This is a genomic window from Sphingopyxis sp. LK2115, from assembly GCF_014595975.1.
Lineage (GTDB): Bacteria > Pseudomonadota > Alphaproteobacteria > Sphingomonadales > Sphingomonadaceae > Sphingopyxis.
This window is the reverse complement of sequence record NZ_JABWGQ010000012.1, coordinates 13231-33657: the sequence shown is the minus strand read 5'-3', so window position 1 is coordinate 33657 and position 20427 is coordinate 13231. Positions and strand designations below refer to the sequence as shown.

At 67.0% G+C, this 20427-nt stretch carries 17 protein-coding genes and 1 tRNA gene; all 18 read left to right on the top strand.

The genetic code is table 11. The annotated features are described in order from the left end of the window. Window positions 1–204 precede the first annotated feature (204 nt). The 18 genes from HUW43_RS01730 (at window position 205) to HUW43_RS01645 (ending at window position 20323) form a co-directional block, all read left to right on the top strand. The gene (locus HUW43_RS01730) at window positions 205–801 is read left to right on the top strand and encodes an XrtA/PEP-CTERM system exopolysaccharide export protein (RefSeq protein WP_223181194.1); all 597 of its coding nucleotides are present in this window, start codon (window positions 205–207) and stop codon (window positions 799–801) included. A 49-nt stretch (window positions 802–850) separates the two neighbouring features. Continuing rightward, window positions 851–2380, top strand: a complete 1530-nt coding sequence (locus HUW43_RS01725) for an XrtA system polysaccharide chain length determinant (RefSeq protein WP_188235804.1) — start codon at window positions 851–853, stop codon at window positions 2378–2380. 14 nt (window positions 2381–2394) lie between these two features. After that, window positions 2395–3402, top strand: a complete 1008-nt coding sequence (locus HUW43_RS01720; protein WP_188235803.1) for a P-loop NTPase — start codon at window positions 2395–2397, stop codon at window positions 3400–3402. Continuing rightward, window positions 3399–5105: a hypothetical protein gene (locus tag HUW43_RS01715; protein WP_188235802.1), complete on the top strand. Its 1707-nt coding sequence runs from the start codon at window positions 3399–3401 to the stop codon at window positions 5103–5105. Before HUW43_RS01720 ends, HUW43_RS01715 begins: the two co-directional genes overlap by 4 nt. Before the next feature lie 37 nt (window positions 5106–5142). Further along, entirely contained in the window at window positions 5143–6390 is a 1248-nt protein-coding gene (locus HUW43_RS01710) for an XrtA/PEP-CTERM system-associated ATPase (RefSeq protein WP_188235801.1), read from the top strand. Between the two features lie 45 nt (window positions 6391–6435). Further along, a complete protein-coding gene (locus tag HUW43_RS01705; protein WP_188235800.1) occupies window positions 6436–7296 on the top strand; it encodes an XrtA system polysaccharide deacetylase in 861 nt (286 codons plus the stop codon). A gap of 20 nt (window positions 7297–7316) precedes the next feature. After that, window positions 7317–8363: a FemAB family XrtA/PEP-CTERM system-associated protein gene (locus HUW43_RS01700; protein ID WP_223181193.1), complete on the top strand. Its 1047-nt coding sequence runs from the start codon at window positions 7317–7319 to the stop codon at window positions 8361–8363. Between the two features lie 9 nt (window positions 8364–8372). After that, window positions 8373–9578, top strand: a complete 1206-nt coding sequence (locus HUW43_RS01695; protein ID WP_188235798.1) for a TIGR03087 family PEP-CTERM/XrtA system glycosyltransferase — start codon at window positions 8373–8375, stop codon at window positions 9576–9578. Further along, complete coding sequence (gene xrtA / locus HUW43_RS01690; protein ID WP_188235797.1) at window positions 9575–11053, top strand: exosortase A; 1479 nt, start codon at window positions 9575–9577, stop codon at window positions 11051–11053. Before HUW43_RS01695 ends, xrtA begins: the two co-directional genes overlap by 4 nt. Window positions 11054–11062: 9 nt before the next feature. Next, on the top strand, window positions 11063–12958 hold the full coding sequence (locus tag HUW43_RS01685) for an XrtA/PEP-CTERM system amidotransferase (protein ID WP_188235796.1): 1896 nt from the start codon (window positions 11063–11065) through the stop codon (window positions 12956–12958). 128 nt (window positions 12959–13086) lie between these two features. Further along, a complete protein-coding gene (locus HUW43_RS01680; protein ID WP_188235795.1) occupies window positions 13087–14271 on the top strand; it encodes a GNAT family N-acetyltransferase in 1185 nt (394 codons plus the stop codon). Continuing rightward, entirely contained in the window at window positions 14268–15134 is an 867-nt protein-coding gene (locus HUW43_RS01675) for a transcriptional regulator (protein WP_188235794.1), read from the top strand. The genes HUW43_RS01680 and HUW43_RS01675 overlap by 4 nt, the downstream gene beginning before the upstream one ends. A 257-nt stretch (window positions 15135–15391) precedes the next feature. Further along, window positions 15392–15610 (top strand): translation initiation factor IF-1, encoded by a 219-nt coding sequence (gene infA, locus HUW43_RS01670; RefSeq protein WP_010162480.1) that lies wholly within the window; start codon window positions 15392–15394, stop codon window positions 15608–15610. Between the two features lie 14 nt (window positions 15611–15624). Continuing rightward, window positions 15625–16197, top strand: coding sequence for a Maf family protein (locus tag HUW43_RS01665; RefSeq protein WP_188235793.1), 573 nt, complete (start codon window positions 15625–15627; stop codon window positions 16195–16197). Then, window positions 16190–17182 carry a ribonuclease gene (locus HUW43_RS01660; protein WP_188235792.1) on the top strand — a complete coding sequence of 331 codons (993 nt, stop codon included), beginning with the start codon at window positions 16190–16192 and terminating at the stop codon, window positions 17180–17182. Before HUW43_RS01665 ends, HUW43_RS01660 begins: the two co-directional genes overlap by 8 nt. After that, window positions 17172–17351, top strand: a complete 180-nt coding sequence (locus HUW43_RS01655) for a DNA gyrase inhibitor YacG (protein WP_188235791.1) — start codon at window positions 17172–17174, stop codon at window positions 17349–17351. Before HUW43_RS01660 ends, HUW43_RS01655 begins: the two co-directional genes overlap by 11 nt. A gap of 85 nt (window positions 17352–17436) precedes the next feature. After that, window positions 17437–17512, top strand: a tRNA-Phe gene (locus HUW43_RS01650). Window positions 17513–17734: 222 nt separating this feature from the next. Further along, window positions 17735–20323, top strand: a complete 2589-nt coding sequence (locus tag HUW43_RS01645; protein ID WP_188235790.1) for a TonB-dependent receptor — start codon at window positions 17735–17737, stop codon at window positions 20321–20323. Window positions 20324–20427 lie beyond the last annotated feature (104 nt).

Here is a 20427-nt window from a genome sequence, read left to right as displayed (position 1 = left end):
ATATTTGCAAGCGTGTGAGCCAAACCTATGCCAATACTAACATTATGTTCACCCTTTTCGCGCAATGGCGGAGGCTGACTCAATGGCTGTCGCCGCCGGTTTTGGACCGTCGCTCGATCCTGACGGCGTGAAAGGTTGATGATTATGGCTTCCTTCCCCTTGCTCCGCCTCCCACGCGCCGCGCTCGCGTCCGGCATCGCCGCGATGATGCTGACCGCGTGCATGGGCGCCGGCGGCAGCGCGCCGCAGCTTCCCAGCGCGAACTTCGTCGCGAACCAGGAAGGGCCGGGCGAGGAATATATCATCGGTCCGCTTGACGAATTGCAGATCTTCGTGTGGCGCAACCCCGAACTGGGGGGCAAGGTCCAGGTGCGGCCCGACGGACGCATCACCACCCCGCTGATTACCGACATGCCCGCCGTCGGCAAGACGCCGACCATGCTGCAACAGGACATCAAGCTCCAGCTCAGCCAATATATCACCGACCCGATCGTCAGCGTCATCGTCACCAGCTTCAACAGCACCTTTTCGCAGCAGGTGCGGATCGTCGGCGCGACCGAAAAGCCCGCCTCGATCCCTTTTCGCGCGAACATGACGGTGCTCGACGCGATGATTGCCGTCGGTGGGTTGGGCGAATATGCAGCCGGCAACAAGGCGCGACTCGTCCGCTTCGACAAGGGGACGGGCAAGCAGCAGGAGTTTGCCTTGCGCCTGAACGACCTCATCAAGCGCGGCGACATCAAGGCGAATGTGCGATTGCAGCCGGGCGACGTCATCATCATTCCCGAAAGCATGTTCTGACGCCGAGGCGCGACGCACCAAACACCATCCCAGGGATCGAAGCACCGCGATGAACAGCCTTTACGACGAAATCCGGGTGGCGCTGCACAGCGTCTGGACGCGCCGGTGGCTCGTGCTGGCGGTCGCATGGGGCATCTGCATCCTTGGCTGGCTGGCGATCGCGTCTATCCCCAACCGCTATGACAGCCGCGCGCGCCTGCTCGTCGACGTCAACGAAATCCTGCCCGACGAAGCGCAGGTCGGCGGGGGTCGCGCCCAGATCGATCAGATCCGCGAAACGCTGACCAGCGCGCGCAACATGGAAAAGGTCGCGGCGACGACAGGGCTGCTGCCCGCGGGGGCCAGCGAGCGCGACAGGGCGAATGCGGTCGCGATGCTGCAAAAAAATATCAAGGTCGTGCCGCAGCAGGACAATATCTTTGAAATCACGTCGAGCATCGCCGTCGGCAGCCTGTCCGACGCCGACAATGCCAAGCTGGCATCGGGCGTGCTCGACAGCCTGATAACCGTGTTCCGCGACGATCAGCTGCGCGGCGGACGGATGAACGCGCGCGAAGGGCTGAAGTTTCTCGACGCGCAGATTGCCGACCGCGAAAAGGCGCTGCGCGAGGTCGAAGCGCGCCGTGCGGCATTCGAGGCGCAGAATATCGGGCTGGTCCCCGGCGGCGCCGGATCGCCCGCGCAGCGCGTCGAGGCGGCGCGCGCCGAACTCGGCCAGATCGATTCGCAGCTGGTCGCCGCACAGGCGCAGCTGGCGGCCGCAAACGGCCAGCTCGCCTCGACCCCGGCGACCATTCCGGGCGTCGGCGGGGTCGGCGGCGGCGTCGCGCGGCAGCAGCTGGCAGGCGCGCAGAACGAGCTGTCGGCGATGCGTTCGCGCGGGCTGACCGATGCGCATCCCGACGTCATTGCACTCAAAAGTCAGATTGCATCGCTGAAAGCACAAGCCGACCGCGAGGGAACGGGCGGCAGCGGCGGGGTGCAGAACCCGGCCTATGCCTCACTCGCGGCCATGCGCGCCGAGCGACAGGCGACGGTCAGCGCCCTTTCCGCGCGCAAGAGCCAGCTTACGAGTGACATCGCGCGGATCACCGCGCAGCAGATCCAGAATCCTGGCATCGCCGCCGAATATGACCGGATCAACGGCGAATATACCGCGCTCAAGGCGCAATATGACAAGCTGCTCGCGCAGCGCGAACAGGTGCGGCTGCGCGGGGAGGTGCAGACCGAAACCGACGCGATCCGCATCGAACTGCTCGACCCGCCGTCAAAACCGACGAGTCCGGCGGCGCCCAACCGGCCCTTGTTCCTGACGCTGGTGCTGCTCGCGGGCATCGGCGGCGGCATCGGGGTCGCGTTCGGCCTGTCGCAGGTGCGCACCAGCTATGCAACCGCGGCGCGGCTCGAACGCGCGAGCGGTCTGCCGGTGATCGGGTCGATCACCGAAGTCCTGACGCCCGAGCGCCAGGTCGATCGCCGCAAGAAGCTTGTCTGGCTCGCGGGGGGAGGCGCCGCGCTCGTCGGGCTTTATGCGCTGCTGCTCGTCGCCGAGTTCATCCAGCGCGGCATGGTTGCGTGACGGGGGGCGATGACATGAACGACCAACGCAAAGTCAAGCGTCCACCCTCGCTGCTCGAACGCGCCGCGGACATGTTCGGACTCGACGCCGTCGGCAATGCGCCGACGATCGACCTGTCGAGCCTGCCGCCGGAGCCGGAAAAGAAGGCGAAGAGGGTCAAGGCGGACCCCGTCGCCGAGGCACCGGTCGCCGAGGCCGCCGAACCCGTCGTCGAAACCGCACCGTCGCCGCGGCCTTCGCCGCGCAAGGAGGTCGCCAGGGCGGCGCCCGCGGTCGTGCCGACGCGGCAGGGGACGATCGACCGGGACCGGCTCGCGGCACGGGGCATGATCGTGCCGGGCACGCCGGTCACGGGCATTTCCGAAGAATATCGCATCGTAAAGCGCGAGCTGATCCGGGGCATCGGTGGCACGGGCAGTCGCCCGATTCTGCCGCGCGGGCACCGCGTGCTGATCGCGTCGGCGAACCCCGGCGAAGGCAAGACCTTCTCTGCGGTCAATCTGGCGCTCAGCCTGGCGGTCGAGGCCGACCATGACGTGCTGCTCATCGACGCGGACATTGCCAAGCCGAGCGTGCTTGAAACATTGGGACTGGAAAATGGTCCGGGGCTGATGGACGCGCTTGCCGATCCGCATCTGGCGGTCGGCGACTGCCTGATCCAGACCGACATTCCGGGGCTGAAGGTCATGCCCGCGGGCGCGCATCACATGCACGACACCGAATTGCTGGCTTCGGCAAGGACCGAGGCGCTGCTCGCGCAGCTCGAAGCGGGGGCGCCGGGACGCATCCTGATCCTCGATTCGCCGCCGGTGCTGGCGGCGTCGCCCGCCGCGGTGCTTGCCGGGCATGTCGGTCAGACGATCATGGTCGTGCGCGCCGACAGGACGCTCGAAAGCGCGCTGCGCGACGCGATCGGGCTGATGGGCGCGTGCCCGCAGATCCAGCTGCTGCTCAACGGGGTCAAATTCTCGCCGGGCGGGCGCCGCTTCGGCACCTATTACGGTCAGGGGGGCACCGGATGAACCCGCGTCTTGTCCTGCATGGCGCCGGGGCGCTGGCCGCGCTGTTGCTCGCGGGCACGGCGACCGGCGCGCACGCGCAATTTTCGGGCGATCCCGGTGTCAGCGATGCGTCGGCGAGTGCGGCCCAGCCCGAACCCGGCCGGTCGGGCGCGCGCGGCGAAGGCCAGCGCGGCCAGCGGCAGGTCGATGTCAGCCCCTATCTCGAAATCGGGCAGGTGCTTACCGCCGACCTCAAAAATGGCGGGGACGTGCTCACCTATACGACCGTCGCGGCGGGCATTGATGCCGCGATCGTCACGCGCCGTGCCGAAGTCGCCGCTACGCTGCGCTACGAACACCGTTTTGGCTGGAACGGCGACCTTGGCGATTCGGGCACGATCAGCGGGCTTGCGCGCGGGCGGATCGAGGCGGCGCGCGGGCTGAACTTCGAGGCCGGGGCGCTCGCGACGCGCACGCGCGCCGACGGGCAGGGCGCCGACAGCGGCCTGTTCATCGGCGATGCCAGCAATGTCGCCGACCTGTATTCGATCTATGCCGGCCCGACTTTCGCGCGGCGGATCGCCGGACTCGACTTCGGCGCGGGTTATCGCTTTGGCTATACCAAGGTCGATGTCGATACCCCCGCCGTGCTGTCGCCGGGCAGCCAGCCGCAGGATATTTTCGACAGTTCGACCAACCATGTCGCCTGGGCCAGCGTCGGCGCGCGGCCGGGCGACCTGCCCTTTGGCTGGCAACTGTCGGGCGGTTATGAGCGCGAGGATGCGAGCCAGCTCGACCAGAGGTTCGAGGGCAAATATGCGCGCGCTGATGTCACCGTGCCGGTTGGCCCGACCGTCGCCTTGCTCGGCGGTGTTGGCTACGAGGATATCGAGATTGGCCAGCGTGACCCCTTGCTCGACGCGAATGGCGTTCCGCTGCGCGATGCGAACGGCCGTTTCGTCACCGACCCATCGTCGCCGCGCCGCCTGTCGTTCGACACCGACGGGCTGATCTGGGATGCCGGGGTGATGTGGCGGCCGAGCCGCCGCACCTCGCTCACCGCGCGCGTCGGTCGGCGCTATGGCGACACCATCTATACGGGCAGCTTTGCCTATCGCGCCGATCATGCGACGACGGTGCAGGTCGGCGTTTATGACGGGCTGTCGAGCCTCGGCCGCGGGCTGTCGGGCGGACTGGCGGCGCTGCCGACGCAGTTCGACCCGACGCGCAATCCGATCGACGGCGACATCAATCCCTGCGTGTTCGGCGGAGAGGGCGGCGGCTGTTTGAACAACCAGCTCGGCAACGCCACCGCGGCGCAATATCGCAGCCGCGGGGTGCAGGCGACGATGTCGTCGCGCTTTGGCCGCTGGGCCTATGGCGTCGGACTCGGTTACGACCGGCGCAGGCTGCTCGCGCCGCAGCTGTCGCCGATCGCCAGCCTCGACGGGATCACCGACGAAAGCTGGTATCTGTTCGTGTCGGCGGGGCGCCAGCTCGACGCCGATTCGGATCTTAGCCTGTCGGGTTATGTCAATTATTTCGACAATGGCGCGCCGGGCGCGAGCGACGTCCAGTCGGCGGGGCTGTCGGCCGCCTATTCGCGGCGCTTCTGGCGCGGTCTGACCGGGACCGCGGCGGCCAGCCTCAACGCCTTCGACCAGGACGGCTTCAACAGCCAGCTCATAGGTTCAGCTTTGGTGGGACTGCGTTACAACTTCTGACGGGTTTGATCCCGCTTGGGCAACAGGATTACAAGCGATGTACGATCAATACTATGGTTTCACCGGCCGGCCGTTCCAGCTGACGCCCGATCCGCATTTCTACTTTGAAAGCGGGACGCACCGCAAGGCGATGTCCTACCTCGGCTATGGCCTTGCGCAGGGCGAAGGTTTCATCGTCATCACCGGCGACGTGGGCGCGGGCAAGACGACGCTCGTCGGCCATCTGATGAACACGATCGACCCCAATCGGCTGACCGCGGTCAAGCTGGTGTCGACGCAGGTTGAGGGCGACGACCTGCTCCGCCTTGTCGCCGAACAGTTCGGCATCGAGTGGGAAGGCGAGAGCAAGGCCGAGCTGTTGCGGTCGATGGAGCAATATCTGCGCGAACAGGCACGCGCGGGCCGCCGCACCCTTTTGATCGTCGACGAGGGGCAGAATCTCGCCATCTCGGCGCTCGAAGAACTCAGGATGCTGTCGAACTTCCAGCTCGGCGGCCATTCGCTCCTGCAAATCTTCCTGCTCGGCCAGCCCGAGTTCCGCCAGACATTGTTCCATTCGCCGACGCTCGAACAGCTGCGCCAGCGGGTGATCGCGACGCACCACCTCGACCCGATGGAACCCGAGGAGGTCGAACCCTATATCCTCCACCGCCTCGGCAAGGTCGGCTGGACAGGCAATCCCAGCTTCAGCCCCGACGCTTTCGAGGCAATCTTCGATTACAGCGAGGGCGTGCCGCGCAAGCTCAATGTGCTGGTCAGCCGCCTGCTGCTCTACGGCGCGGTCGAGCAGATGAACCGCATTACAGCGCAGAATGTCCGATCGGTCGTGGCAGAAATCGAAGCCGATCGCGGCATCGACGCTGCGACGCTCGCGCCGCTGCCGGTCGATGAGGTCGTCGCGGCGGCCGCCACTGCTGCGGCCCCGACGCCAGCGCCTTTCGCCCCGCGCGCGGCCAATGAAGCCGCTCCCGAATGGCCGCGCCGTTCGGACGAACCCGCTGCGGCGACGCCCGCGCCGTTCGCCGCGCCCGCCGAACCGGCGCGCGTCGTGGCGCTGGCGCCGCAGGCGGCGAGCGAGGCCGACGAAGCGGCGAGCGCACCCGCGGCTCCGGCAATCGATCCCGGCCATCTCGCGGCGCTGGAAAAGCAGATCGCCTCGCTCGAGGCGCAACTCGTCGAACAGGATGCGGCGCTGCGCCGCGTGCTTGACCTGCTCATCGAATGGGTCGAACGCGATCCCGAAAACGCACCCAATCCGGCGAAGTCGCAGACTTGGGCCGCCTGACACCCCGGCCAGAACCGGCTAACGGGTCCGCGAAGGTGAGGAAAAATGCAAAACGGCCTGTCGGTCGATGTCGAGGACTGGTTCCAGGTCGGCGCCTTTGAGCGCACGATCGACCGCGCCGACTGGCCGACGCTTGAATGCCGGGTCGAGGCGAATTGCGACGCGGTGCTGGAGATTTTCGCGGGGGCCGGCGCGAAAGGCACCTTCTTCACCCTCGGCTGGGTCGCCGAACGCTATCCCGCGCTGATCCGGCGGATCGTCGCGGCGGGGCACGAAATTGCCAGCCACGGCTATGACCACAAGCGCGTGTTCAACATGACCGCCGACGAATTTGCCGCCGACCTTCTGAAAACGCGCGCGATCCTCGAAGATGTCGGCGGTGCCCCGATCCGCGGCTATCGCGCGCCGAGCTTTTCGGTCGATGCACGCACACCGTGGGCGCACCGGGTGCTCGCCGAACAGGGCTATGCCTATTCGTCGAGCGTCGCGCCGGTGGTTCACGATCATTATGGCTGGCCGCAAAGCCCGCGCCATGCGTGGCGGCCGGTGGCGGGCAGCGAGCTTGTCGAATGGCCGGTGACGACCGCGCGCTTCGCCGGGCGCACGCTGGCGGCGGGCGGCGGCGGTTTCATGCGCCTTCTGCCCTATGGCTTCACGCGCTGGGCGATCGCACGCATGAATGCCGAGGGGCATCCGGCGATCCTCTATTTCCACCCGTGGGAGATCGACCCCGGCCAGCCGCGTGTCGCCGATGCGCCCATCCGGTCGAAGTTGCGCCATTACAGCGGCTTGTCGGCGATGGCGGGAAAGCTGAAGAAGCTGCTCGCCGATTTCGACTGGACGCGCGCCGACGCCGTGCTGCCCGCGCAGCGCGCGCGCGCCGAGCCATGGCAAGCCGCGGCGTGAACGCGCCTGCCGATCCGACGATGCTGAAGCCATTTGCGGGCGCGCCGCTTTCCGACGCGGCCGAATGGGACGCCTATGTCGCGGCGCACGATGATGCGACGCCCTTTCACAGCCGCGCCTGGTGCGAGGCGATCACGCGGGCGACCGGGCACCGCTGCCACCTTGTCACCGCGCGCGATGCGGCGGGCGCGCTCACCGGCCTGCTGCCGCTCCATCACATCCGCTCGCCGCTGTTCGGGCAGGCGCTGGTCGGCAGCGGCTTTGCCGTCGGCGGCGGCATTTTGGCCGACAATCCCGCGATAGCCGCGACATTGGCAGAAGGCGCGGCGAACATGGCGCGGGCGCTTGGCGTGCCGTCGGTCGAACTGCGCGGCGGATCACTGCCCAAAGGCGAGGGCTGGGCGCGCGAGGCAGGCGTCTATGCGGGCTTTGCACGTGACCTGGCGGGCGATGACGAGGCCGAACTGCTTGCCATCCCCCGCAAACAGCGCGCCGAGGTGCGCAAGGCGCTGGGCAGCGAACTGACGGCGACGACGGGGCGCGACGCCGCCGAACGGCGCGACCATTACCGCATCTATGCGACGAGCGTGCGCAACCTCGGCACGCCGGTCTTTCCCAAAAGCCTGTTCGACGCGGTGCTCGATGCCTTTGGCGAGCATGCCGATATTTTGACCGTGCGCGACGGCGTTCGGCCGGTGGCAAGCGTGCTCAGCCTTTATTGGCGCGGCACGGTGATGCCTTATTGGGGCGGCGGACTGGCCGAGGCGCGGCGGCTGCGCGCGAACGAACTTATGTATTTCGCGCTGATGCGCCATGCGCGGGCGCGCGGCTGCACGCGCTTCGACTTTGGGCGGTCGAAGCTGGGGACGGGACCGTTCGCCTACAAGAAGAACTGGGGATTCGAACCGCAGTCGCTCGTCTATGCGCGCTGGCTCGCGCCGGGCGAGGCGCCGCGCGATACCAACCCGAACAGCGCCAGATACCGGATGCAGGTCGACCTGTGGAAACGGCTGCCGCTGTGGGCCGCGAACCGTATCGGGCCGCTGATCGCGCGCGGATTGGGATAGGTGCGGGCGATGCCCGAAATCCTGTTCCTCGTTCACCGCGCGCCGTGGCCGCCCGACCGCGGCGATCGCATTCGCAGCTGGCATATGTTCGAGGCGCTGGCAAAGCTCGCCCCGGTGCATGTCGCGGGGCTGGCCGACAATGCCGACGACGCCGACGCCGCGCGGAGGAAGCTGGCGCCGCTTTGCAAAAGCGTAGCGATCGAAGAGCGCAATGTGGCGCGTCCGATCGCATTGGCAAAGGCGGTGCTGCGCGGCGAGCCGGTGTCGAACCGGCTGTTCCGCAACGCTGCGCTGGCGCGCCATGTCGATGCGCTGATCGGGCAGGGCGATGTCAGCCATATCGTCGCCTTTTCAGGGCAGATGGCGCAATATCTGCCGACCCGGTTCGACGGGCCGGTGCTGATGGATTTCGTCGATGTCGATTCGGCGAAGTTCGGCACCTATGCCGAACAGGACCGGCGCCAGCCGCTCCACTGGGTTTACAAGCGCGAAGCGCGCGTGCTCGGCGCCCATGAAGCAGCGGTCGCGGCGCGCGTCACCGCCAGCCTGTTTGTCAGCGAGGCCGAGGCGGCGCTGTTCCGGCAACGGAGCGGGCTGGGCGAAGACAGGGTGCGGGCGGTCGAAAACGGCATCGACACCGATCGTTTCGACCCGGCGCTGCCGTTCGATCCGGTGGGTCGTGGCGAGGGTCCGCTCGCGGTATTCACCGGCCAGATGGACTATCGCCCCAATATCGACGCGGTGCGCTGGTTCGCCGCCGACATCTTGCCGCTGATCCGGCGGCGGCACGCGGCGGCGCGCTTTGCGGTCGTCGGGCGCGCGCCGACCGACGAGGTGAGAGCGCTTGCAGCGCTGCCGGGCGTGACCGTGACGGGGGAGGTGCCCGACGTGCGGCCGTGGCTCGCCGCCGCCGACGCGGTGGTCGCGCCGTTGCTGCTCGCGCGCGGGGTGCAGAACAAACTGCTCGAAGCGATGGCGATGGCGCGGCCGGTGGTCGCCAGCGCCGCGGCGGCGGCGGGGATTGACGCGGCTGCCGGCGAACATCTGCTGGTTGCCGACGATGCCGAGGCGATGGCTCGGGCGGTCGGCGCACTGTTCGACGACCGCGCGGTGGCGGCCGCAATGGGACGGGCGGCGCGCGAACGGATGATCGCACGCTATGGCTGGGATGCGCGCATGGCGCCGCTCGGCGCATTGCTGGGGCTGCCCGCATGACGCCCTGGCAGCGCCATCTGGCCGCGTTGGCGTTGCTGTCGGCGGCGATCGTCGCGCTCTTTTGGCGCGATGCGGCCGACATGGCGGGCATCTGGTGGAACAGTTCGACCTTTACCCATTGCCTGCTGATGGTGCCGATGATCGGCTGGCTGGTGTCGCAGCGCACCCAATTGTTGCGGCGGCTGACTCCGGCCTGTTGGTGGCCGGCGCTGGTCTGGATGACGGGCGCGGGGCTGGTGTGGCTCGTCGGCGAAGCGGCGGGGGTGGCGCTGTTCCGCCAGTTCGGCCTGGTGCTGATGCTGCAGGGCGCCGTCGGCGTGGTGCTGGGCGAAAAGCTGGTGCGCGGGCTGCTCTTTCCGCTCGCCTATGCGCTGCTGCTCGTGCCGTTCGGCGAAGAACTGGTGCCGCTGCTCCAGACCTTTACCGCGCATATCAGCGTCGCGCTGCTCCGCCTGTCGGGCCTCGCAGCCGAGATGCAGGGGGTGTTCATCACCACGCGCGCGGGCTTTTTCGAGGTGGCCGAGGAATGTTCGGGGGTCAATTTCCTGATCGCGATGCTCGCCTATGCGGTGTTCGCGGCGCATCTTTGTTTCCAAAGCTGGACGCGGCGGATCGTCTTTGTCGCGGCGGCGCTCGCGGCGACGATCCTGGCCAACGCGCTGCGCGCCTATGGCACGATGCTCGCCGCCGATATCTGGGGGATCGAGGCGGCGGGCGGCATCGACCATATTTTCTATGGCTGGATCTTTTTCGGCCTTGTCATCCTGATCGTGATGCTGGTGGCGCGGCGCTGGTTCGACCGCCCCGCGAACGACGCCGCGGTCGATGTGCGCGGGCTGGACGGTCCGATCCGTTTTGCCGGAACGGGCCGCGCGGTGCTGCCCGTCGCCTTGCTGTTGCCGCTGCTGTTCGCCGCATGGGGCCTGCTCATCGCCGGGCGCAGCGCGCCGCTGCCACCCACCATGACGGTTGAGGCACCGCCCGGCTGGCGCGACGTGCGCGTGGTGGGAACTCCCTGGACGCCGCGCTTCGACGGCGCCGACCGGCGGCTTTTGCGGCACTTTGCGGACGCGAAAGGGCAGGTCGTGACCGTCGCGATCGGCGGCTATGAACGCCAGGCCGAGGGTCGCGAAGTCGTCGCCTTCGGGCAGGGCGCGGTCGACCCCGACAGCCGGTGGGCATGGAGCGCGCCGCTGCCCGCCGTCGATGGCGGCAAGACCGAGCGCCTGCTTCATCCCGGCCCGGTGCTGCGCGACGCCGCGACCTGGTATGTGGTCGGCGACGACGTGACGGGCAGCGCGCGTTCGGCCAAACTGGCGGGGCTGAAAGCACGGCTTATCGGTGGCGACCCGCGCGCGCTGTCGCTGATCGTATCGAGCGAGGAGCGGCAAGGCGGGCGCGATGCGATCAGCGCCTTTGTTTCCGCGTCGGGCGGAGCCAGGGCGATGGCTGACCGCGCGCTGAAAAGCGGCTAGGGACCGGCCATGTGCGGCATCGCGGGCATCTACCATCTCGTCACCGCAAAGCCGGTCGATCCGGCGCGGCTGCGCGCGATGCTCCACCCGATGAGCCACCGCGGCCCCGACGGATCGGGCGAATGGACCGCGCCCGGCGTCGGCCTTGCGCATCTCCGCCTCTCGATCATCGACATTGCGGGCAGCCCGCAGCCGATGGCGAGCGACGATGAGGCGGTTACGCTGACCTATAACGGCGAAATATATAATTTCCGCGAGCTGCGCGCCGAACTGGAGGATCGCGGGCACCGCTTTCGTACCAGCGGCGATACCGAGGTCATCATCGCGGCGTGGCGGCAATGGGGCCCCGAATGCCTGTCGCGGCTGAATGGCATGTTCGCCTTTGCGATCCACGACCATGCGCGCGGCTGCCTGTTTCTCGCGCGCGACCGGCTGGGGGTGAAACCGTTGCACTATGCGCGCCTGTCCGACGGGTCGGTGGCGTTCGCGTCGGAACTGAAGGGATTGTTGCGCCACCCGTTGCTGCGGCAGGAAGCGAATTTCACCGCGGTCGAGGATTTCTTCGCGCTGGGTTATGTGCCCGACGACAATTGCATCGTCGCGGGGGTCGAGAAGCTGCCCGCCGGCCATTATCTGATGCTCGAACGCGGCAAGGCCACGCCCGCGCCGACCTGTTGGTGGGCGCCCGATTTTTCGCGGCGGATCAAGGCGAGCGAGGGCGAGGTGGCCGAACATCTGGTCCACCTGATGCGCGCGGCGGTGACCGACCGGATGGTCGCCGATGTGCCGCTCGGCGCCTTTCTGTCGGGCGGGGTCGATTCGAGCGCGGTCGTCGCGCTGATGGCCGAGGCGAGCGCGAAAGCGGTCAAGACCTGCACCATCGGCTTCGACCAGGCGGCGCTCGATGAAACGGCCTATGCGCAGCAAATCGCCGAGCGGTTTGCGACCGATCACCGGACGCGCACCGTGGCGGCGGGCGATTTCGCGCTGATCGACAAAATCGCCGACATGTTCGACGAACCCTTTGCCGACGCGAGCGCGCTGCCGACCTATCGGGTGTGCGAACTCGCACGCGAAGAGGTGACGGTCGCGCTGTCGGGCGACGGCGCCGACGAGGCCTTTGCGGGGTATCGCCGCCTGCTGTTCCAGCATCGGGAAGAAAAGCTGCGCGGGCTGATCCCCGGCTTCATGCGCCGCGGCGTGCTGGGACCGTTGGCGAAGGTCTGGCCGCAGATGGACTGGGCGCCGCGCCCGCTGCGCGCGCGCGCGACGCTCGCCAGCCTGTCGAAAAGCGGCGCGGAGGGCTATGCCGAGGCGGTTGGCGTGACGGGGCCGACGCAGCGCGCGCGGCTGTTCAACGACGCGGCGCTGCGCGGCCTTGGCGATCATGTCGCCGAGGCACGCTATTGGCGGGCAATGGCGGCAGCGCCCGCGCGCGAACCGCTCGACCGCGCCCAATATGCCGACCTGAAAATCTGGCTGCCCGGCGACATTCTGACCAAGACCGACCGGATGAGCATGGCGGTCAGCCTGGAGGCGCGCGAGCCGTTGCTGGATTACCGGCTCGTCGAGTTCGCCGCGAGTCTGCCCGCGGCGATGCGGGTCAAGGGCGGGACGGGCAAGGCGATAGTGAAGCGGGCAATGGAAGCCTATCTGCCGCACGACATCCTTTATCGCCCCAAAATGGGGTTCGTGACGCCGGTGTCGCACTGGTTCCGCGGCGCGCTTGCCCCGCAGGCAAGGGCGCTCGCCACCTCTTCGACGCTCGCGCGCGCGGGTTGGTTCGACATGGCCGAAATCGAACGCATCGTCGCCGCGCACCAGTCGGGGCGACGCGACCATGGGCGGTTGATCTGGCAGTTTTTCATGCTGGAAAAATCGCTGGCGAAACTGTTCGGGATTTGATGGCAGCTTTGGGATGGGGATTTGTCGGCACGCGATTAAGCCCCTCCCCTCCAGCGGAGGGACTTTACGTCCAAAACCGGCCGAATGCCGCCACCCCATTTTAACGCTTCGCGGCTAAACTCTCGCCGATGACGGTCCATCCCGCCTTTCCGGTCAGCAGCATCGACGCCGCGCCATTGATGGTGCGCCTGGTCGATCCGCTGGCGCTGTCGGCGGAGCTAGCGGCGGCGTGGGACGGGCTGGCTGGCGAGGCGAGCGAGCCCAACCCCTTTGCCGAACGCTGGTGCCTGCAATCGGCGCTTCACCTGCTTGATCCCGCGCGCAAGGCGCGGCTGGTCATGGTGCAGGGTGGCGCCGATGGGCCGCTGATCGGCATCATTCCGCTCGCACCGGCGCTGCGATACGGCCGATTGCCGCTGCACCATGCAACGGAATGGATGCATCCGAATCATTTTCACGGCGCGCCGCTGGTGCGCGCCGGTTTCGAAGCCCTGTTCTGGTCGATCCTGCTCGGCTGGTGCGATGCTGCCCCCTGGGCGCGCACGCTGCTCCATGTGCCGCGCCTGACCGAGCATGGGCCGCTTCACCGCGCACTGGTCGAGGTCGCGCGCCAGCGCGGCGGCGACGCTGTGGCCGTCCACCGCGAGGAGCGCGCACTGCTCGAAAGCGACCTGTCGCCCGCCGATTATTGGGAGGCTGCGGTGCGCGCGAAGAAGCGCAAGGAACTCAGGCGGCAGGCGAACCGGCTGGCCGAACAGGGCGTGGTCGCATTTCGCCGGTGGCGGGCGGGCGATCCGCCGGGGCCGTGGATCGACGCCTTTTTGACGCTGGAGGCACGCGGATGGAAGGGGCGCGCGGGGTCCGCGCTGGCAAGCCACGGCGATACCGAAGCGTGGTTTCGGGCGATCGTGCCGGCCGCAGCGACGGCGGGACGGCTCGACATGCGCGCGCTCGATCTGGACGGGCGGCCGCTCGCGATGCTCGTCAACTTCCTGTGTCCGCCCGGCGGCTTTTCCTTCAAGACGGCGTTCGATGAGGATCATGCGCGCTTTTCACCCGGCGTTCTGCTGCAACAGGCGAATCTGGACCTGCTGGGCGATCCACGCATCGATTGGGTCGACAGCTGCGCGGCGCCCGGTCATCCGATGATCGACAGCGTCTGGCGCGAACGCCGCGCGCTTGTCTGGGTCAATGTTCCGCTGTCGGGCGCAGCCGACCGCTGGCGCTTTACATGGCTGACGCGCGCCGAGCGGGCATGGCGGCGCTGGAAGGGTGCGCCCGCGCAAGCCGACGAGGTAGAAAGCCCGACATGACCGTGCATCCGACGATCGACCGCCCCGTCTTTCCTGCCGAAACGCTGGCGCGCATGGCCAAGCTTTATCCGGGTGAAGCGGGGCTGCTCCGCCATCATCTGCCCGACCATCGCCTGCTGTCGATCGAGGCGCTGGCGGTGCTGGGCGAAAGCTTGCCGGCCAGCGCGGTCGAATATAATCCGGGCGACCTGCCCGTCGGCATCCTGCCAGAGGATATTCCGGCGAACGGCCTGTCGATCGGCGAGACGATCCGCACGATCGACACCAACGGCAGCTGGGCGGTGCTCAAGAATATCGAGACGATCCCCGAATATCGCGCGCTTCTGATGGACCTGCTTGGCGAACTGAAGCCCGTTGTCGAGCCGCGCACGGGGGCGATGCTGACGCCGCAGGGCTTTATCTTCATTTCCTCGCCAGGATCGATCACGCCGTTTCACTTCGATCCCGAACATAATATCCTGCTCCAGCTTCGCGGAACGAAGGTGATGAATGTCTGGCCCGCAGGCGACGAACGCTTTGCGCATCGCATCGAACATGAACGCTATCATACCGGCGGGCACCGCAACCTGCCGTGGGACGAGGCGTTTCGCGGCGGCGAGCAGCAGGTGCCGCTCGGCCCCGGCGACGCCGTCCTCATGCCCGTGATGGCGCCGCATTTTGTCGCCAACGGCGATACGCCGTCGATCTCGCTGTCGATCACCTGGCGCAGCGAATGGAGCTATCGCGAGGCCGAGGCGCACGCCGCCAACGCGCTGCTGCGCCGCATGGGACTGGACCCCGCGATGCCGCCGCGCTGGCCAGACTATGCACGGGCGCGGAGCATCGGCTGGCGCGTCGCGCGCAAGCTCAAACTGGTGTCGTGACATTCTGGTTCGCGCGAAGACGCGGAGCAGTTGATCGGGACCGACCGGTCCCTTTCTCCATCCGCGCTGCGCCCCGTCGCAACGTGGAAATGCAGAACGGCTTCGCGGTCGGCGCAATCGCTCCGCGTCTCGGCGTGAAGAAAGTCGCGTTCGCGGTCCTGATGCCGCCCGAACACTGCTTGTGACAGATTGCTTTCATTTGGCCCGAATTGCGGTTATGGGCGCGCATCCCGATATTTCGAGCCCATAGAGGATAGATGGCGAAAGAAGAACTTCTGGAAATGCGCGGCCAGGTGGTCGAACTGCTGCCCAACGCGATGTTTCGCGTCAAACTGGAAAATGACCACGAGATTCTGGGCCACACGGCGGGCAAGATGCGCAAGAACCGCATCCGCGTGCTTGTCGGCGACGAAGTGCTCGTCGAACTTACCCCCTATGACCTGACCAAGGGTCGGATCACCTATCGCTTCAAGTGAGCGGGGCGGCGACCATGCCCGCCCTCGTGCTTGCATCGACCTCGCCGCGGCGGCGCGAATTGCTCGCGCGGATCGGCATCGTGCCCGCGCGTATCGCGGCCCCCGAAATCGACGAAACGCCGCTGAAGGGCGAATTGCCGCAGGCTTATGTCGTCCGGCTGGCGCGCGCCAAGGCGTTGGCGGTAGAGCGGGCGCCGGATGAGGTCGTGCTTGCGGGCGACACCACCGTTGCGGTCGGGCGCCGTATCCTGGAAAAACCGGCCGACGAGGCCGATTGGCGGCGGATGATCGGCCTGCTGTCGGGCCGCCGTCATCGCGTCTGGTCGGGGGTGTGCGTCGTCGGTGCCGATGGCAGACCGCGCGTGCGCGCGGTCGATACGATCGTCGCCTTCAAGCCGCTGTCGCCCGCCGAAATCGATGCCTATGTCGCATCGGGCGAAGGCATGGGCAAGGCGGGCGGCTATGCGATCCAGGGCCGCGCCGAGGCCTTTGTCCGTTTCCTGTCGGGCAGCCACTCCAATGTCGTCGGCCTGCCGCTGTTCGAAACGCGCAGCCTGCTCACCAGCGCGGGAATCCCGCTTGGCTGAGTGGCTTTACGAGGCAGGGATCGGCGAGGCGCGCGCGGCGCTGGTCGTCGATGGCGCGATCGTCGAGGCACGCGTCGAGCGCGAGGAGGAAGGGCCGCGCGTCGGTGCGGTCGTCGCCGCGAAGCTGGTCGAGGCGCGACGCGGCAAACGGGGCGCGCTGGTCATGCTCGATTGGCCCGGCGAGCCGCTGGCGACGCTCGGCGGCCTGCCGCCCGGCGTCTCGACCGGCGCGCGACTGGTCGTCGAAATCACGCGCATGGCGCTTTGCGAGCGCGGCCGCGACAAGCCCGCGCGCGCGCGGATGGCCGATCCGGGCACGCTGCTTGGCGACGGACCCGATCTCGCCGCGCGGATTGCTGCGAGCGGCGTGCCGGTAGCGGTGCTGCATCCGGCTGGCGCCGACCGGCTCGAAGAAGCCGGATGGGGGGAGGTGATCGATAATGTGCGCACCGGTCACTGGCGCTTTCCGGGCGGGGCGCTGTGGGTCGACGCGACCCCGGCGATGGTGCTGATCGACGTCGATGGCGAAGGCGACGGGTTGGCGCTCGCCAAGGCGGGCGCGGTCGCGGCGGCGGCGGTCATCCGCTGCTGCGATATTGGCGGGTCGATCGGCATCGACTTTCCTTCGTTGCCCGATCGCGCGGGACGGCAGGCAATCGACGCGGCGATCGACGCAGCGCTGCCGCCGCCCTTTGAGCGCACCGCAGTCAACGGTTTCGGTTTCATGCAGATCGTCCGGCGCCGCAAGCGGCCGTCGCTGATCGAACAGGTGCGGTTCGACCCTGTGCGGACCGACGCCGCGCTGCTGCTGCGGCAGGCCGAACGCGCGGCCGGGACGGGCGAGTTGATCTTGACAGCGCGATCGGCAGTGATCGACCACATCGCCGCGCGCCCGCATTGGACCGCGATGCTGCACATGCGCAGCGGGCGCCCGGTGCGACTGGTTGCCGACGCGGCTGCCCAGGGAGCAGGCCATGCCCAGTAAGAATCCGCGTTGCCCGCTGTGCGGCAAACCGCGCGATCCCGATTTCAAACCCTTTTGCAGCCGCGGTTGCCGCGACCGCGACCTGCTCAATTGGTTCGGCGAGGATTATCGCGTGCCGACGGCGCAGGCGCCCGACGACGCCGATGACCATCGTTTCGACGAAGGATAATTCGCCAACAAAGACGCTGGACAGGAGGCAAAGCCCTGCCTATAGCCGCCGCTCGCCAGCGCGGCCGACCGGCCGCCGGCGCTTCGCCTGGGTAGCTCAGTTGGTAGAGCATGCGACTGAAAATCGCAGTGTCGGCGGTTCGATCCCGTCCCCAGGCACCACCCCCCCCTGTATCGACCAATGTTCCGTCGGCGACCGTCCGGTGACGCGATCCGTAACGTAAACTGTTGCTTTTCTGTCACTAATTAAAAGAAAAGCCGGGGGGCTGGACGCGCGCGCGTTGACGCGAAGCCGGGGTGCGTTAGACCGGGCGTCGACCGCCGGGCATCTCCCGACAAGCCTTTGGCTGCGCCGCGGCGGTTCTGGAGAGAGAGACCCAAATCATGACTTTGCGCAACATTTTGTTGGGCGCCACAATGCTGTGCGCCGCGACCTCCCCCGCCTTCGCTTTTGCTCAGGATAGCGGCCCGGCGACGCCCGCCGCAACCGACGCCGACGCGGAGACATATGACGACAGCGATTATGGCAACGACATCATCGTCACCGCCACCGGCCGCGCGCAACGTTCGCAGGATATTCCGATCGCGGTCAATGTGGTCGGCGGCGAGCAGCTTGAAAATGCGGGCATCACCGATATTCGCGGGCTTCGCCAGATCGCGCCCAGCTTCCAGACGACGACCGGCCAGTCGACGGCCACCGGCGTGGTGCTGCGTATCCGCGGAATCGGCACCGCAGGCGACAACCCCGGTTTCGAACCGTCGGTCGGCGTCTTCGTCGACGGCGTTTTCCGGGCGCGCGCGGGCCTTGCGCTTGCCGACCTGCCGCCGATCGACCGCGTCGAGGTGCTGCGCGGTCCGCAGGGAACGCTGTTCGGCCGCAACACCTCGGCGGGCGCGCTCAATATCGTGACGCAGAAGCCGAGCTTCGATCTCGGCGGCTATGCCGAGGCGAGCTATGGCAATCTGGACGAAATCGAGCTGAAGGCCGGCGTCACGGGGCCGGTGTCCGAAACGCTCGCGGTGCGGCTCGACGGCGGTTATCACAAGCGCGACGGCTATATCAAAGACGTCAACAGCGACCGCCGTTTCAACGATCTCGACCGCTGGTCGGTGCGCGGGCAGGCCTTGTTCGAAAAGGACGATGTCTCGTTCCGCCTGATCGCCGACTATGCCCGGACCGACGAGCAATGCTGCGGCGCGCTCAACACCAATTCGGGCTTTGCGCAGCCGGGGACGCCGGCCTTTGCCGCGAGCGCGGTCATCCAGGGTCTCGCCGCGGCCAACGGCCTGACGGGCATCGTGACACCCTTCAACCCCAAGGATCGCGAAGTCGCCTATTCGCCCGCTCGCGACCTCACCGAAAAGATGCGCGAATGGGGCGTGTCGGGCCAGCTCGACTGGGATCTGGGCGGCGTCGAGCTGACCTCGATCACCGCGTGGCGCGACTGGAAAGCGACGCGCGGCATGGATGTCGACTTTTCCGGCATCGACCGCGCCTATCGCGAGAACATGCCGATCGGGATGCGCGATTTCACCCAGGAAATCCGTCTGAAGGGCACAGCGTTCGACGACCATGTCGACTGGCTGATCGGCGGCTTCTATCTCAACGAAAAGCTGAATTATACCGAACGCACCCGCTTCGGCACGCAGGGCGCGCAATATGTCGATGCCTTCATCAATGCGCTGACCGATTCGGCGGTGCCCGGACCGACGGGCTTTCAGATTTTCCAGTCGATCCCCAACGCGCCGCTCGTCGGTCAGGTGCTGCTGGCGTCGAACCCGCAACTGGCGGCGGCGGCGGCGCAGGCGGGCGTGCTTGACACCTTCCTGACCCCGCTTCCCGGCCCGCAGGCGGGGCAGGGGCAGATCGGCGATCGTTATCGGGTCGACACCGAAGCCTTTGCGCTGTTCACGCACAATATCATCGACTTCAACGACAATGTCTCGCTGACCCTTGGCCTGCGCTACAATCATGAATCGAAGAAGCTGGACGCCGATCTTCAGTCGAACCTGCCCGGCTGCGCGACCTTGCAGAGCGCGCGCTACGCCCTCTATCGCCAGGCGCTGCAGGGCCTGCCGTCGGGGCTGGGCAACGCGATCTTCAACCTCGTCTGCAACCCCGTGGTCAACCCGGAGTTCAACGGCGTCTATCGCGACAAGCGCAGCGAAAGCAAGCTGACGGGCACCGCGAAGCTGTCGGTCAAGCTCGACGAACGCGTGATGATCTATGGCGGTTATGACCGCGGCTACAAGTCGGGCGGCTACAACCTCGACCGCGGGTCGTTCGACACCCGCTTCCTTGGCGGCAACGGTGCGCAGGCGTCGGACCTCGAGTTCGGGAATGAGGATGTCGATTCGTTCGAATTCGGCGTGAAGACCGATTTCAGCACGGCGTTCCAGTTCAACGCCAACGCCTTTTACACCGAACTCAAAGGCTATCAGAATCTGGCGTTCGAGGGGAACAACTTCGTCGTTCAGAACTTCGACAAGGTGGTGGCGAAGGGTGTCGAGCTCGAATCGGTGATCCGTCCGGCATCGAACCTCAACATCGTGCTCGGCTATTCCTATGTCGATACCGAGGTGAAGGATCCGGTCGCCGGGCCCGACAATGGCCTGCCGCTCACCAATTCGCCGAAGCATGTCGTCACGGGCGCGGTCACCTGGACCCCGCAGATCAGCAGCAATGTCGGCGGCCTCGTTCATGTCGACTGGCGCATGAACAGCGACGCGAACACGATCAACGATCCGGTCGCGGTGCCGTTCACGACCAACGACGGCTACACGATCGTCAATGCGCGGGCGGGGCTGAACTTTGGACCCGACCAGAATTATGCGGTCGAGTTCTATGTCGAGAATCTGTTCAATAAATATTACAATATCACGGCCTTCCCGATCCCCGAACAAAGCGCGAGCTTCGCCGTCTATCCGGCGCCGCCGCGCCTCTATGGGGTGAAGCTGCGCGCCAAGTTCTGATTGATGCGCTGATCCCAAGGGTCAACGAAGGGGCCGGGCCATCATGTGATGGCCCGGCCCTTTCTTGATGTCAGGAGCAAAAAAGAAGCCCGGCCTCTCCCACG

Bases quoted from the DNA above. Each gene is read 5' to 3' on its own strand.
- HUW43_RS01730 (WP_223181194.1), top strand. From the start codon at position 205: ATGATGCTGACCGCGTGCATGGGCGCCGGCGGCAGCGCGCCGCAGCTT.
- HUW43_RS01725 (WP_188235804.1), top strand. From the start codon at position 851: ATGAACAGCCTTTACGACGAAATCCGGGTGGCGCTGCACAGCGTCTGG.
- HUW43_RS01720 (WP_188235803.1), top strand. From the start codon at position 2,395: ATGAACGACCAACGCAAAGTCAAGCGTCCACCCTCGCTGCTCGAACGC.
- HUW43_RS01715 (WP_188235802.1), top strand. From the start codon at position 3,399: ATGAACCCGCGTCTTGTCCTGCATGGCGCCGGGGCGCTGGCCGCGCTG.
- HUW43_RS01710 (WP_188235801.1), top strand. From the start codon at position 5,143: ATGTACGATCAATACTATGGTTTCACCGGCCGGCCGTTCCAGCTGACG.
- HUW43_RS01705 (WP_188235800.1), top strand. From the start codon at position 6,436: ATGCAAAACGGCCTGTCGGTCGATGTCGAGGACTGGTTCCAGGTCGGC.
- HUW43_RS01700 (WP_223181193.1), top strand. From the start codon at position 7,317: ATGCTGAAGCCATTTGCGGGCGCGCCGCTTTCCGACGCGGCCGAATGG.
- HUW43_RS01695 (WP_188235798.1), top strand. From the start codon at position 8,373: ATGCCCGAAATCCTGTTCCTCGTTCACCGCGCGCCGTGGCCGCCCGAC.
- xrtA (WP_188235797.1), top strand. From the start codon at position 9,575: ATGACGCCCTGGCAGCGCCATCTGGCCGCGTTGGCGTTGCTGTCGGCG.
- HUW43_RS01685 (WP_188235796.1), top strand. From the start codon at position 11,063: ATGTGCGGCATCGCGGGCATCTACCATCTCGTCACCGCAAAGCCGGTC.
- HUW43_RS01680 (WP_188235795.1), top strand. From the start codon at position 13,087: ATGACGGTCCATCCCGCCTTTCCGGTCAGCAGCATCGACGCCGCGCCA.
- HUW43_RS01675 (WP_188235794.1), top strand. From the start codon at position 14,268: ATGACCGTGCATCCGACGATCGACCGCCCCGTCTTTCCTGCCGAAACG.
- infA (WP_010162480.1), top strand. From the start codon at position 15,392: ATGGCGAAAGAAGAACTTCTGGAAATGCGCGGCCAGGTGGTCGAACTG.
- HUW43_RS01665 (WP_188235793.1), top strand. From the start codon at position 15,625: ATGCCCGCCCTCGTGCTTGCATCGACCTCGCCGCGGCGGCGCGAATTG.
- HUW43_RS01655 (WP_188235791.1), top strand. From the start codon at position 17,172: ATGCCCAGTAAGAATCCGCGTTGCCCGCTGTGCGGCAAACCGCGCGAT.
- HUW43_RS01645 (WP_188235790.1), top strand. From the start codon at position 17,735: ATGACTTTGCGCAACATTTTGTTGGGCGCCACAATGCTGTGCGCCGCG.